Origin of the sequence: Streptomyces sp. NPDC005722 (assembly GCF_040630935.1) — a bacterium.
Taxonomy (GTDB): domain Bacteria; phylum Actinomycetota; class Actinomycetes; order Streptomycetales; family Streptomycetaceae; genus Actinacidiphila.
The window spans coordinates 18808-32485 of sequence record NZ_JBEXYN010000031.1; the positions used below are offsets into that span (position 1 = coordinate 18808).

General features: G+C 75.8%; 9 protein-coding genes. 5 read left to right on the forward strand and 4 right to left on the reverse strand.

Going from position 1 to position 13678, the window contains the following annotated elements; all coding sequences use genetic code 11:
- Positions 1 to 286: 286 nt before the first annotated feature.
- The 3 genes from ABZ479_RS29125 to ABZ479_RS29135 are packed head-to-tail and all read right to left on the reverse strand — an operon-like array spanning position 287 to position 6689.
- Positions 287 to 1084 (reverse strand): SDR family NAD(P)-dependent oxidoreductase, encoded by a 798-nt coding sequence (locus ABZ479_RS29125; protein ID WP_500464330.1) that lies wholly within the window; start codon positions 1082 to 1084, stop codon positions 287 to 289.
- A 36-nt stretch (positions 1085 to 1120) separates the two neighbouring features.
- Complete coding sequence (locus ABZ479_RS29130; RefSeq protein WP_500464331.1) at positions 1121 to 1948, reverse strand: DNA-formamidopyrimidine glycosylase family protein; 828 nt, start codon at positions 1946 to 1948, stop codon at positions 1121 to 1123.
- 31 nt (positions 1949 to 1979) lie between these two features.
- Positions 1980 to 6689 (reverse strand): ATP-dependent helicase, encoded by a 4710-nt coding sequence (locus ABZ479_RS29135; protein WP_500464332.1) that lies wholly within the window; start codon positions 6687 to 6689, stop codon positions 1980 to 1982.
- A gap of 109 nt (positions 6690 to 6798) precedes the next feature.
- Here ABZ479_RS29135 and ABZ479_RS29140 point away from each other — a divergent pair, with 109 nt between their 5' ends.
- Genes ABZ479_RS29140 through ABZ479_RS29155 form a run of 4 tightly spaced genes read left to right on the forward strand, consistent with a single transcriptional unit; the run spans position 6799 to position 9965 of the window.
- Complete coding sequence (locus tag ABZ479_RS29140) at positions 6799 to 7647, forward strand: AraC family transcriptional regulator (RefSeq protein WP_500464333.1); 849 nt, start codon at positions 6799 to 6801, stop codon at positions 7645 to 7647.
- A 25-nt stretch (positions 7648 to 7672) separates the two neighbouring features.
- The gene (locus ABZ479_RS29145) at positions 7673 to 8389 is read left to right on the forward strand and encodes an AzlC family ABC transporter permease (protein ID WP_500464380.1); all 717 of its coding nucleotides are present in this window, start codon (positions 7673 to 7675) and stop codon (positions 8387 to 8389) included.
- Positions 8386 to 8694 (forward strand): AzlD domain-containing protein, encoded by a 309-nt coding sequence (locus ABZ479_RS29150; protein ID WP_499601969.1) that lies wholly within the window; start codon positions 8386 to 8388, stop codon positions 8692 to 8694. The genes ABZ479_RS29145 and ABZ479_RS29150 overlap by 4 nt, the downstream gene beginning before the upstream one ends.
- Before the next feature lie 50 nt (positions 8695 to 8744).
- Positions 8745 to 9965, forward strand: coding sequence for a PucR family transcriptional regulator (locus tag ABZ479_RS29155; RefSeq protein ID WP_500464334.1), 1221 nt, complete (start codon positions 8745 to 8747; stop codon positions 9963 to 9965).
- Positions 9966 to 9971: 6 nt separating this feature from the next.
- On the opposite strand, the gene ABZ479_RS29160 is transcribed toward ABZ479_RS29155, so the two are convergent.
- Positions 9972 to 10874 carry a hypothetical protein gene (locus ABZ479_RS29160; protein ID WP_499601967.1) on the reverse strand — a complete coding sequence of 301 codons (903 nt, stop codon included), beginning with the start codon at positions 10872 to 10874 and terminating at the stop codon, positions 9972 to 9974.
- A gap of 254 nt (positions 10875 to 11128) precedes the next feature.
- Here ABZ479_RS29160 and ABZ479_RS29165 point away from each other — a divergent pair, with 254 nt between their 5' ends.
- On the forward strand, positions 11129 to 13570 hold the full coding sequence (locus ABZ479_RS29165; protein WP_500464335.1) for an ATP-binding SpoIIE family protein phosphatase: 2442 nt from the start codon (positions 11129 to 11131) through the stop codon (positions 13568 to 13570).
- The last annotated feature ends 108 nt before the right edge of the window (positions 13571 to 13678 follow it).

Genomic DNA, 13678 nt, shown 5'->3' on the forward strand with positions numbered 1-13678 from the left:
CCTGTTTCACGAGCTGTGGGCCCGGCGGCCGGTCCGCTGGGCGATCGCTTTGGTCGCGGGTGTGGTGTGGTGGTGGGCCCTGGTGAGGCTCGTCGTCCAGCCCGCGCAGGCAGGCTCCTTCGAGGGCCTGGTCGTCGCCGGGGGCTGGGGACTCAGCATCGTCCCCCTGCACACGGCGCGGTGGTCACGGGGATCGTCATCCGCCCGCCGGGCGGCCGTCCGTGAGGTTGAGGGCCCGGTGCCGGGAGGTCTGCCGGGAAGACTCCCAGGACCCCGAAGTCAGTCACTACCAGGGCATGACGACGCCCCCGTTGGGGCGCAGGATCTGGCCGGTCGTGAAGGCTGAGGCGTCGGAGGCCAGGAAAAGCACGGTGTGCGCCACGTCCAGCGGGTCGCCCACGCGGCCCAGGGGCGCGGCGCGCACCAGCGCCTCCTCGGCCCGGGCCTGGGCGCGCTCGTCGAAGCGGCCGTCCGGGCCGGTGCCGTAGTGGCTCGTCATCGGCGTGCGGACGAAGCCGGGCGCCACGGCGTTGGCCCGGACCCCGCGGGGCCCCAGCTCCGTGGCCAGGGTCCGGGTGAGCTGGACGACGGCGGCCTTGGAGACGCTGTAGCAGAGCAGCCCGCGGGCGCCGGTGTCGATGGCGCCGGAGGCCATGGTGACGATGCTGCCGGCACCGCGCTCGGCCATCGGGCGGGCGGCCTCGCGGGCGCAGTGCAGCACCCCCTTGAAGTTCACCGACAGCACCCGGTCCAGGTCGGCGTCGTCGGTCTCCAGGACGGTGCTGGAGTGCATGACGCCGGCGATGGCCGCCAGTACGTCCAGCCGGCCGTGGGCGGCCACGGTGGCCTCGACGGCCTCCGCCACCTGCGCGCGGTCGGTGACGTCCACGGTGCGGGCCTCCGCCGCGCCGCCGGCCTTCACGGCCAGCTCGGCGGTGGCCCGGACGCCGGGCCCGTCCACGTCCGCGCAGACGACGGTGGCCCCGGCCTGGGCCAGCAGCAGCGCCGAGGCCCTGCCGATCCCGCCGGCGGCGCCGGTGACCAGGGCGGTGCGCCCGGTGAGGTCGTACGCCGGAACGGTCATGCGGCGACGGTACGACCGGATCTGACGGTCCGTCAATCAGTATGACCGCGACCCCGGGGCGGCCGCGGGCGCGGGTGCGGGACCGCGTTGGCAGCGCGGGCACCAGTACGTCACCCGGGTCTGGCCGGTCGGCCCCAGTTCGGCGACGCGGATCGCCGTCCCACAGCGCAGGCACTCGTGCCGGCCGCGGCCGTACACCCAGTGCGTCCGGCCGCGCCGGGTGTCGCCGGTGGTGATGTGGCCGTGCCGGGTCTTGTTGGCCTGCAGCAGTTTCCTGGCGAGCTCGACCAGCCGCTCGGGCTCGGCGACCTCGCCGACCGGCATCCAGGGCGTGACGCCGCGCAGGAAGCACAACTCGCACTTGTAGACGTTGCCTATGCCGGCGAGATTGCGCTGGTCCAGCAGCGCGTCCCCGACCGGCCGCGCCGGGTCGGCGGTCAGCCGGCGCAGCGCCTCCCGCGGATCCCAGTCCGGGCCGAGCAGATCCGGGCCGAGATGACCGACCGCCCGGTCCTCCTCGGTGGTGCGCAGCAGCTCCAGGACGGGCAGCCGGTAACCGACCGCGACCCGCTCGGCGTTGGCGAGGACCGCCCTGACCTGGTGGTCGGGGCCGCCCCGCCAGCGCTCACCGGGTGCGTACAACTGCCAGGAACCGTCCATGCGCAGGTGCGAGTGGAGGCTCAGCCCGCCCTCGACCCGGATCAGCAGGTGCTTGCCGCGGGCCACGACCTCCTCCACACGGCGTCCCGACAGGTCGGCCGTCGCCAGGCGCGGCACGCGCAGATCGGCCCGGAGCAGCACGTGCCCCGCCAGCGCCCAGTGCAGCCGGTGCGCGGCCAGCCAGATCGTGTCGCCCTCGGGCACGGATCCCCCTGTTCCTGTCTGTGGTTCCCGGTCAGGCCCGCAGCCGCAGGCCGCGGGGTGTCGCGTGGAAGCCGGCCGCCTCCAGGGCGCGGCCGAGCACCGAGGTGAGAGCGGACTCGCCGTTGGTGCGCTCCACCGTGAGCCGGCCGAGCGCGCCGTCCCGTACGGCCAGGGCGAGCGCGTCGGCGGCCGCCTGCAACCGCTCCGCGTCCGCGCCGCCGCCTCCCCCTCCGTCGCCCTCCGCCCCGGACGGGCCTGGCCAGGCCAGCAGCGTCTTGCCGCCGCGCTCCACGTACAGCGTGAGCTCCCCGTCGACCAGGACGACCAGGGCCCCCGCCTTGCGTCCCGGCCGGTGGGTCACCCCCGCGGGCTGCTCGGGCCAGGGCAGGGCGGCACCGTAGGCGTTGGCCGGATCGGCGGCGGCCAGCACCACGGTGCGGGACTTGTCGTGCCGCGCGTCCTCGCGCTCCCGCGCGTTGCTGATGGCCCGCAGGCGGTCCACGGCCCCGTCCATCGCGAACTGGGCCGCGCCCAGACCCTCCACGACGTAGCCGCGGCGTGCCTGGCCGGTCTCCTCGAAGGCCGACAGCACACGGTACGCGGCCGAGAAGCCGCCCTCCACGCCCTCGGCGGCCACCGCGCCCCGGGTGACGACGCCGTGCCGGTCGAGCAGGGTGTGGGTGAGCGCGTGCGCCCGGTGCGTCGCGTCGGACTCCACGGCCGGCACCAGGGACCAGCGACCGGCGGTCGTCGGCGGGCCGCCCCGGGAGGCCGTCACCCGGGGCGCGGGGCGGCCGGTACGGGCCGTGAAGGCGCCGTAGCGGCCGCGGGGCACCGCGCGCGGCGCCCGGTGCGCGGTGGAGCCCGCCGTACGGCCGGAGCCGAGCAGGGCGCGCAGCGGCGCGAGGGTGTCGTTGGTCAGCCGGCCCGACCAGGCCAGTTCCCAGACCACCTCGGCGAGTTCCGGATCGGACAGCTCGTGCCCGGCGGCGCGGACCTGTTCGGAGAGCTGCCGGAAGAACAGTCCGTAGCCGCCGGAGAGCCCGTCCAGGACGGCGTGGTGCACCGGGGAGAGCTCCAGGGGCTGCGGCTGGGGCAGCAGCAGGGGGGCGGTGTCGGCGAGGTACAGCGCCAGCCAGCCGTCCTTGCCCTGCAGGGCGCCGGCCCCGGCCCACACGATCTCGCCCGCCGAGGTGAGCTCGTCCAGCATCGCCGGGGTGTAGTCCGCCACGCGGGCCGGCAGGACGAGCTTCTCCAGGGCCGAGGCGGGCACCGCGGCGCCCTGGAGCTGCTCCACGGCCCGCACCAGGCCGTCGACGCCGCGCAGGCCGTGCGTGCCCACGTGCTGCCACTGCGGCAGGAAGGTGGCCAGGGTGGTCGGCGGCACGGGTTCCAGTTCGTGCCGCAGCGCCGCCAGCGAGCGCCGCCGCAGCCGCCGCAGCACGCCGGCGTCGCACCACTCGTGGCCCGCGCCGCCCGGCCGGAACTCACCCTGGACGACCCGGCCGGACGCGGCGAGCCGGTGCAGGGTGCCGTCGGCGACGGCGGTGCCCAGACCGAAGCGGTGGGCGGCCTCGGCCGAGGTGAACGGGCCGTGGGTACGGGCGTAGCGGGCCAGCAGATCCGCCAGGGGGTCCTTGACGGGCTCGGTGAAGGCCTCCGGCACCCCGACGGGCAGCGCGGTGCCGAGCGCGTCCCGCAGCCGCCCGGCGTCCTCCACGGCGGCCCAGCGGTCGGCGCCCGCGACACGGACCCTGATCGCCCGGCGCGCGCCCTCCAGCCCGGCCGCCCAGCCCGGCTCCGCTCCGCGCGCCGCCAGCTCGGCGTCGTCCAGCGGGCCGAGCACCCGCAGCAGGTCGGCGACGCCCTCGGGGCCCTTGATCCGCCGGTCCTCGGTGAGCCACTGCAGCTCGCTCTCCAGCTCCACCATGACGTCGGCGTCGAGCAGTTCGCGCAGCTCGGCCTGGCCCAGCAGCTCCGCGAGCAGCCGGGAGTCCAGCGAGAGCGCCGCGGCGCGCCGCTCGGCCAGCGGCGAGTCGCCCTCGTACAGGAACTGCGCGACGTAGCCGAAGAGCAGCGACTTGGCGAACGGCGACGGCTCGGGCGTCGTCACCTCGACCAGCCGCACCTTGCGGGACTCGATGTCGCCCATCAGCTCGACCAGCCCGGGGACGTCGAAGACGTCCTGCAGGCACTCGCGGACGGCCTCCAGCACGATCGGGAACGAACCGAACTCCGAGGCCACCTGGAGCAGCTGGGCGGCCCGCTGGCGCTGCTGCCACAGCGGGGTGCGCCGGCCCGGGTCGCGGCGGGGCAGCAGCAGCGCCCGGGCCGCGCACTCCCGGAAGCGGGACGCGAACAGCGCGGAACCGCCGACCTGGTCGGTGACCAGCTGCTCCACCTCGCCCTTGTCGAAGGCGACGTCCGCGGCACCGACCGGTGACTGCTCCGTGTCGTACTCGGCGCCCTGCCGGGCCGGGTCCACGTCCAGCAGGTCAAGGCCCATCAGGTCCGCGTCCGGCAGGCGCAGCACGATGCCGTCGTCGGCGTGCATCACCTGCGCGTCGAAGCCGTACCGCTCGCCGAGCCGGGCGCCCAGCGCGAGCGCCCACGGGGCGTGGACCTGGGCGCCGAAGGGGGAGTGGACGACCACCCGCCAGTCGCCCAGCTCGTCGCGGAAGCGCTCCACCACGATGGTGCGGTCGTCGGGTACGTGGCCGCAGGCCTTGCGCTGTTCCTCCAGGTAGGCCAGCACATTGTCGACCGCCCACGGGTCGAGGCCCGCCGCGGCCAGCCGTGCCCGGCCCTTCTCCGGCGCCAGGGCGGCGACCTCGCGCAGGAAGGCGCCGAGCGCGCGGCCCAGCTCCAGCGGACGGCCGAGCTGGTCGCCCTTCCAGAACGGCAGCCGCCCCGGCACGCCCGGGGCGGGCGAGACCAGCACCCGGTCGCGGGTGATGTCCTCGATCCGCCACGAGGTCGTGCCCAGGGTGAAGACGTCGCCCACCCGGGACTCGTAGACCATCTCCTCGTCCAGCTCGCCGACCCGGCCGCCGCCCTTCTTCGGGTCGGCGCCGGCCAGGAACACCCCGAACAGCCCGCGGTCGGGGATCGTGCCGCCCGAGGTGACCGCCAGACGCTGCGCGCCCGGCCGGCCCGTCACGGTGTTCGCCACCCGGTCCCACACCACGCGTGGGCGCAGCTCGGCGAAGGCGTCGGACGGGTAGCGCCCGGCCAGCATGTCCAGCACCGCGGTGAACGCCGAGTGCGGCAGCGCCGCGAAGGGCGCGGCCCGGCGCACCACCGCCAGCAGTTCGTCGACGTCCCACGTGTCCAGCGCCGTCATCGCGACCAGTTGCTGCGCAAGAACGTCCAGGGGGTTGGCCGGGACGCGCAGCGCCTCGATCGCGCCCTCCCGCATCCGCTCCGTGACGACCGCCGACTGCACCAGGTCGCCGCGGTACTTGGGGAAGACCACGCCCGTCGAGACCGCCCCCACCTGATGCCCGGCCCGGCCCACCCGTTGCAGCCCGGACGCCACCGACGGCGGCGACTCCACCTGCACGACCAGGTCGACCGCACCCATGTCGATGCCCAGCTCCAGGCTGGACGTGGCGACGACGGCCGGCAGCCGCCCGGCCTTGAGGTCCTCCTCGACCAGGGCGCGCTGCTCCTTGGAGACCGAGCCGTGGTGTGCCCTGGCCAGCACCGGCGGCGCCCCCTGCGCCGCACCGGACTGCGCCATGATCTCCGCGGGCGGCGCCCCCTCGGGCAGGGGCTCGCCGGTGGCCCGCTCGTACGCGATCTCGTTGAGCCGGTTGCACAACCGCTCGGCCAGGCGGCGCGAGTTGGCGAAGACGATGGTGGAGCGGTGGTCCTGCACCAGGTCGGCGATGCGCTCCTCGACGTGCGGCCAGATCGACGGCCGCGGGTCGTCGCCCTCGGTGGCAGGCGAGCCGCCGAGCTCGCCCAGGTCCTCGACGGGGACGACGACCGACAGGTCGAACTCCTTCTGCGACGGCGGCTGGACGACCGTCACCTTGCGCTGCGGCGACAGGAAGCGCGCCACCTCGTCCACCGGGCGGACCGTCGCCGACAGGCCGATCCGCCGCGCGGGGCGCTCCAGCAGCTCGTCCAGCCGCTCCAGCGACAGCGCCAGATGCGCGCCCCGCTTCGTCCCGGCGACGGCGTGCACCTCGTCCAGGATCACGGTCTCGACGCCGCGCAACGACTCCCTCGTCGAGGAGGTCAGCATCAGGAACAGCGACTCGGGGGTCGTGATCAGGATGTCCGGCGGCCGGGTCGCGAGCGCGCGCCGCTCGGCGGCCGGGGTGTCGCCTGAGCGGATCCCCACCCGCACCTCCGGCTCCGGCAGCCCCAGCCGTACGGACTCGTGCCGCAGACCGGTCAGCGGGCTGCGCAGGTTCCGCTCGACGTCGACGGCGAGGGCCTTCAGCGGCGACACGTACAGCACGCGGCAGCGGCGCTTGGCCTCGGCGGGCGGTGGCGTCGACGCCAGCCGGTCCAGGGCGGCGAGGAACGCCGCGAGCGTCTTCCCGGAGCCGGTGGGGGCCACCACGAGCACGTCCGACCCGCCGGCGATCGCCCGCCATGCCCCCGCCTGGGCGGCGGTGGGCGCGTTGAAGGCCCCCGTGAACCACGCACGCGTGGCGGGGGCGAACGCGTCGAGGGCCGCCGCGGGATCCTGCTCCCGCGGGGTGCCTCCGGTGCTCCGTCGCGACATGCCATCCATCCTGCCTCGCCGCACTGACAAACCGCCCCCACTCCGTGCCGGCACCGGCTTTCCGGGCGGGGACCGGAGGGACGGGCGGGGGACGGCGCAGAATGGTGCGATGGGGTCGGACGAGCGGGCGCGGTTCTGGAGGCATCCGGGGTTGCCGGACGTCGACCTCCTGCGGGCGCGCTACGTGCGCAAGACCTTCGTCCGGCACACCCACGAGTCCTTCGTGATCGCCGGCATCACCAGGGGCGTCGAGGCCTTCCACCACCACGGCAGGATCGAGCGGGCGGGACCGGGGGCGCTGGCGCTGATCAACCCCGACACCGCGCACACCGGGCACGCCGGGGTGCCCGAGGGGTGGACGTACAGCGTGCTCTACCCGGGGGCGGACGTCGTCGCCTCCGTCGCGGCGGAGACGACGGCGATCCGCGGGACGGCGGGCTTCGCCGTGGCCGTCGCCGAGGACCCGTACGCCGTGCACCTGGTCACCCAGGTGCTGCGGGCCACCGACCAGGGCAACGCGCTCGCCGCCGACACCATGATGCGGCTCGCCATCGCGCGGCTGCTGTGCGGCCACGGGGGAGCGCTGCCGGAGCGCGTCCCGCTCACCGCGGGCGCCCGCAACGCCGAGCGCGCCCGGCAGATCCTGGAGGCGCGCCTCACCGACCCACCGCCGCTGGCCGAGCTCGCGGCCGGGCTCGGCACCAGCCCCTTCGCGCTGCTGCGCGGCTTCCGCGACCTGTACGGCATGCCGCCGCACGCCTGGCTCACCGACGCCCGGGTGCGCCGCGCCCGGCGCCTGCTGGACGACGGGACGGCTCCGGCCGAGGCCGCGGTGGCCGTGGGCTTCACCGACCAGCCCCATCTGAACCGCCACTTCACGCGGATCGTGGGGGTGCCGCCGGGCGCATATCAGCGGGAGCGCAAGAACGTACAAGACGGCGCCGAGGGCGCGGCCTAGCGTCGGACGGGTGACCGCAGCACCCCTGGAAGCCGGAGAGCACCGGCAGCAGCATCCACCGTCCTCCGCCAGACCGCGTTCCGCGGTGGTCCGCGACGCCCTGGGCGTGGGCGTGGCCGTCGGCCTGTCCGGCTTCGCCTTCGGGGTGACCTCGGCCGGGGCCGGGCTGAGCCTTCTGCAGACCTGCGCGCTCAGCCTGCTGGTGTTCACCGGCGCCTCCCAGTTCGCGCTCGTGGGCGCCCTGGGCGCGGGCGGCAGCCCCCTGGCGGCCGCGGCCGGGGCGCTCTTCCTGGGGGTGCGCAACGCCTTCTACGGGCTGCGGCTGTCCGGGCTGCTGCGCCTGCCGCGCGCCGTGCGGCCCCTGGCGGCGCAATGGGTGATCGACGAGACCTCCGCCGTGGCCCTGGCGCAGCCCGACCGGGCGAGCGCCCGCCTGGGCTTCACGGTCACCGGCGCCAGCCTCTACGTGCTGTGGAACCTGACCACGTTCCTGGGCGCGCTGGGCGCCGCCGCGCTGGGCGACCCGGCGGACTGGGGGCTGGACGCGGCCGGACCCGCGGTCTTCCTCGCGCTGTTCGCGCCGATGCTGCGCGGCCGCCGCGAGCGGGCCACGGCGGCGCTCGCCGTGCCGCTCGCCCTGCTGTGCCTGCCCCTGCTGCCCGCTGGGGTGCCCGTCCTGGTCGCGGCCCTGGCCGCGCCCCTCGTCCTGACCGTGACCCGCCGCAAGGAGGCCGACCGTTGAGCACGTGGATCGCCGTGGGCGTCACGGCCCTGGGCTGCTACGCCGTCAAGCTGCTGGGTCTGTCCGTCCCCGCCGGCTTCCTGGAGCGTCCCGTCGTACGCAGGCTCGCGGCGCTGCTGCCCATCGCCCTGCTGGCCGCCCTCACCGCATTGCAGACCTTCGGGGACGGCCGCGCCCTGGTGCTCGACGCGCGCGCCGCGGGCCTGGCCGCGGCGGGCGTCGCCCTGCTGCTGCGCGCACCGTTCCTGGTGGTCGTCGCCGTGGCCGTCGTGGTGACCGGAGCGCTGCGGACCGTCACCGGGTGACGGGTTAATGTGACCCGTCACAACACATGCGGCAAGTGGGGGGTGGGACGATGGCGGCCGACGCCCTGCCGGTCCTCTCCGAGGCGGCCCGGGCCCTGGCGGCGCGCTGCGAGCACAAGGTGAACGAGATCGCCCGCTCCATGACGACGCGTGCCTTCGCCGACCTCCCCGGCTACGCCGAGCTGCCGGCCGACGTCAAGGACGGGGAACTCGCCGCCACCGCACGCCACGGCCTGCGGCTCTTCCTGCGCCGGGTCGTCCACGGCACCCCCGCGGAACGGCCGGAGCGGGGCGACTTCGACCGCTTCAGGGAACGCGCCGCGCAGCGCGCCGAGGAAGGGCTGCCCCTGCACTTGGTGCTGCGCAGCCACCTGCGCGGCACCGCGGTGCTGTGGCGGGCGCTGCGCGAGGTGGCCCGGCCGGGCGAGGAGGCCGCGCTCGCCGAACTCGCCGACCTCCTCATCGGCCTCCAGGAGGGCATCGTCGGCGCCGTCTCCGAGACGTACCTGGACGAGCAGAGCACGCTCGCCGCCGAACGCCGCGAGGAACGCCGCGCCCTGGTGCGGGCGCTGCTCGACGGCACCCTGCCGCCGGAACGGTTCCCCGCCGGACGGCTGGGCCTGGCGGACGGCGCCCTGGTGCTGGCCCTCCACTTCCCGCCCGAGGACAGCGCCGGCCGTCCCCCGGGCGCCGCGCACCGCAGGCCCCGCCGCGCCCAGGCCGCGCTCGACCGCGCCTTCGGCACCGAGGTCCCGGCCCTGCTCGACGACACCGGCGGCCACGCCGTCGTCCCCGGCCACCGGACGCCGCCGGGCGGCGACGAAGCGCTGCTCGCCCCGTTGCGCCGCGCCTGCTCCCCGGACGTACGGCTGGCCGCCGTGACGGCCGACCGGCCGGCGGACATCCCCGGCGCGGCCCGCACGGCCTCGGAGGTGCTGCGGGTGGCCCGCGCGGGCGGGCTGCCGCCGGCGCTGCACCGGCTCGACGACGTGCTGCTGGAGTACCACCTGTCCCGGCGCGACGAGAGCAGCGGGCGCATAGCCGCCCTGCTCGACCCGATCGCGGACCGCCAGGACCTGGTCGAGACGCTGCGGACCTACCTCGGCAGCCGACAGGAACGCCGCAGCACCGCCCGGCAGTTGGGGCTGCACCCCAACACCGTCGACAACCGGCTCGCCCGGATCTGCGAACTCACCGGGCTCGACCTCGCCGCGCCGCACGGTACGGCCCTGGCGCTGGCCGCGCTGCTGCTGCGCGACGCCGCCGGGTGAGCGGCGTCAGGCCAGGCGCCCGTACGCCCGCAGGGTGAGCAGCGCGTCGAGGGTGACGAGGGGCCGCCACTCCAGCAGCGTCCCGGGGGCCCACGCGGGCCGGCGGGCGGGCCAGCCGCCGTCGTCCCGCTGCGTGTCCGCCAGGAAGTCCAGCGCGCGGTCCATCTCGGCGTCCGTGAACCACTCCCGCGCCGGGGAGTCCGGGGTGCGCGCGTAGTCGTACGCGAAGCGGTGCTCGCCGTCGGGGGACTCGGACGGCGGCGTCCGCTCCCCGTACCGCCCGGGGTCCAGCACGACGAGCCGCTGCTCGCGCACGATCCGCCCCAGCCGTGCCGCGGCCTCCCGGGCCCGCGCGCGGTCGGGCGCGTGGTCCAGGAACGCCATCGCGGCCACGGCCTCGCCGGGATGCGTCTTGTCGAGCGTCTCGATCGCCGCCCAGCAGAAGTCCGTGGCCCGGAACAGCCAGGCGTGCCACACCTCGTTGCGGTGCAGGGCGCCCACGACGGGCCCGGTGGCCAGCAGGTCGCCGGGCGGGCTGTCCACCACCGGCAGCCAGGGGGCGACCGGGAAGCCGCGCAGCGAGGTGTGGAGCGCGGGCAGGGCGCCCTCCGGGGTCGAGACGGCCGTCACGTAGCGGCAGATCCGCTCGGCGCGCTGACCGGCGCACCTGCCGATCTCGTCGAGCACGCGCAGCGCGTGGGCCACGTGCAGGGGCTGGCTGACCGTCCCGCGCAGATCGGGGTCGAGGGCGTGGCCGTAGCCGTCGTCGGCGTTGCGGTACGCGGACAGCGCGGTCTCCACCGCGTCCGCCGGGCCGTTCCGGAAGTGGTACGCGAACCTGCGCTGCTCGAGCACGCGTGCGGTCAACCACACGAAATGCTCGGCGCGTTCTAGCGGGGTTGCTGGCATGTGCGCACAGTAGGCCTCCGTAAGCGCTCTGCACACAGAAGTGCGCAGGGAGCACCCTGGCGTGCGACCACGCGCCCCCCGGTACGGGTCACGAGCCGCCGGGAGTTGACGGCCCCGGCGCATCCGGCACCCCATGCGCCGGAAAACGCGGGGGCGGGGAGATCCGGCCCCCGGCGCACCCCCGTCGTGACGATGCGCGCGCGGGCCCACCGGGGGGTTGAATGGGAGGGGGCCCCACGACATCGGACGACCGGGTGACTGCACACAACGACCTGGACCACCGCGGCTCGCCGCACGACGGCAGCTGCGCCCTGTTCGTCGTCGACGGGCACGGTGACGTCCTCATGTGCACCGGGTCGGTGCGCGGGCTGACCGGACGGTCCCCCGACACGGTGTGCGGGCGCCCGGTGGCCGCACTCCTGGTGACGCCCGAGGCGTGGGCCCGGCACCTCCCCGCCGCGGGCGTCGCCGAGACGGAGTGCGACGCCGAACTGCGGCACGGCGACGGCACGGCGGTCCCCGTGCGGCTGCGGGTGCAGGCGACGGCCGCGGGCGGCGGCCCGGCCGGGGGCCTGCTGGTGACCGCCACGCCCCGCGCGGTGGCCGAACGCCGCAAGGAGGACGAGGCCTTGATCAGGGCCCTCTTCCTGCAGCGGCACGTGGGCCTCGCGATCCACGACCTGACGCTGGAGACCACCCGCTTCAACCTCGTCCCCGGCATCGACCTGCCCTCTCGGGCCGGCCCACGCATCGATCCGGTGGATTGGCGCATCGAGGACGTGCTGATCCCCAAGGACGCGGCCGCACTCCGGGAACAGTTCCGGCACGTCGCCGAGACCGGGGAGCCGCTCGTGGACTGGGTGCACAGTGCCCGGCGCCAGGAGGCGCCCGACGTGAAGCGGGTGGCGTCCTTCTCCGCCTTCCGGCTGCACGGCACGAACGACCGGCCCGTCGGGGTCGCCGTCATCTTCACCGACGTCACCCAGGAGCAGGCCGCACGCCAGCGCATGGAGTTGATGCACGCCGCCGCGGAGCGCATCGGCCGCAGCCTGGACGTCGCCAGGGTCGCGCAGGAACTTGTGGACGTGCTGGTCTCCCACCGCTTCGCCGACCTGGCCGCGGTGGACCTGACCCACACCGTGCTGATCGGCCAGGAGCCCGGCGAGTTCCGGCTCGGCGCCCCCTTCCGCAGGGTCGCGGTGGCCTCCACGGACGGCTCGTGGCCCGCCGAGATCCACCCCCGGGGCGCCGGTTTCCGGCTGCGCAGCCTGGAGAGCGACCACCTGCGCCGGGGCGCCGCCGTCTTCAGGTCGGACCTGACCTCCTGGCGCGAGGGCCTGGCCGGGGACCTGGAACGCAGCCGGTTGCTGCTGCCCGACGCGGCGGCGTCCTTCCTCAGCGTGCCGCTGATCGCCCGCGGCTTGGTGCTCGGCGTCCTGATGATGTGGCGGACCGCTGATCTCCCGCCGTACGGCACGGGTGACGCCGGACTCGCCGAGGAGCTGGCCTCACGGGCCTCCCTGGGCCTGGACAACGCCCGCCGCTACACGCGGGAGCACCGCACCGTGGAGGCGCTGCAGCGCAGCCTGCTCCCGCCGTCGATCACCGAGACCAGCGGGGTGCTGACCGCGGGCAGCTACGTGCCGGCGGGCACGACCGAGGCGGTCGGCGGCGCCTGGTTCGACGTGATCCCGCTGTCCTCCAGCCGGCTGGCGCTGGTCAGCGGTGACGTCACCGGCCACGGCCTGAACGCCGCGGCCACCATGGGGAGGCTGCGCACGGCGGTGCAGACCCTGGCCGACCTCGATCTGCCGCCCGGCGAGCTCCTGGCCCACATGGACGACCTCGTCGTCAGGCTCGGCGACGTCGCCCCGCCGCACGGCGAGGAGGAGGACGGCACCGCGCGCGGCGGCGCGGTCGGCGCCACCTGCCTGTACTGCGTCTACGACCCCGTCGAGGGCCGCTGCGAGATGGCGAGCGCCGGGCACCCCCCGCCGGTGTACGCCGCGCCCGGCGCCCCCGCCCAGGTGATCGGGCTCAAGCCCGGGCCCGCGCTGGGCGTGGACAGCCTGCCCTTCGAGCCGGTCGGCTTCGCGGTGCCCCCGGGGAGCGTGCTCGCGTTCTTCAACGAACCGCTCATCTCGCACCCCGACGGCTCCGCGCGGGAACGGCTGGGGCGGCTGTGCTCGGTGCTGGCGGCGGACCCCACCGGGACGCGCACCCCCACCCGCACCGGCCGCGCGATCCTGGAGGAACTCCTCGCCGAGCCGCCCGGCGACGACGTCACGCTGCTGGTGGCCCGTATGCGCCCGCTGCCGCCGGGGTCCGTCGCCACCTGGGAGTTCCCCGCCGATCCCGCCGTCGTGGCGCGGGCCAGGACCGCGGTGGAGAGCCAGCTGCAGATCTGGGACCTCAAGCACCTGTCGTTCACGACCGAACTCATCACCAGCGAGCTGGTCACCAACGCGATCCGCTACGGCGGCGCCCCGGTCGGCCTGCGCCTGATCCGCGACGACACCCTGGTCTGCGAGGTCTCCGACCCGAGCCAGACCCAGCCCCGGCTGCGCCGCGCCCGGCTGTCCGACGAGGGCGGCCGCGGGCTGTTCCTCGTCGCCCAGCTCTCCAGCCGCTGGGGCAGCCGCTACACCGCGGGCGGGAAGACCATCTGGGCCGAGCAGCCGCTGTCCGAGCCCTGAGGCCCGTGTCAGGCGTCCGGGCCGCCCGGGTCGCCGGTTCGGGTGGTTCCCACCGAAGCTGGGAGGACGACCGTAGGCGGCGTCCGTCCGGTGCCCCTCCGGGCGCAC

Coding starts and splice junctions, on each gene's coding strand:
- ABZ479_RS29125 (WP_500464330.1), bottom strand. CDS start 1,084: ATGACCGTTCCGGCGTACGACCTCACCGGGCGCACCGCCCTGGTCACC.
- ABZ479_RS29135 (WP_500464332.1), bottom strand. CDS start 6,689: ATGTCGCGACGGAGCACCGGAGGCACCCCGCGGGAGCAGGATCCCGCG.
- ABZ479_RS29155 (WP_500464334.1), top strand. CDS start 8,745: ATGGCGGCCGACGCCCTGCCGGTCCTCTCCGAGGCGGCCCGGGCCCTG.
- ABZ479_RS29160 (WP_499601967.1), bottom strand. CDS start 10,874: ATGCCAGCAACCCCGCTAGAACGCGCCGAGCATTTCGTGTGGTTGACC.
- ABZ479_RS29140 (WP_500464333.1), top strand. CDS start 6,799: ATGGGGTCGGACGAGCGGGCGCGGTTCTGGAGGCATCCGGGGTTGCCG.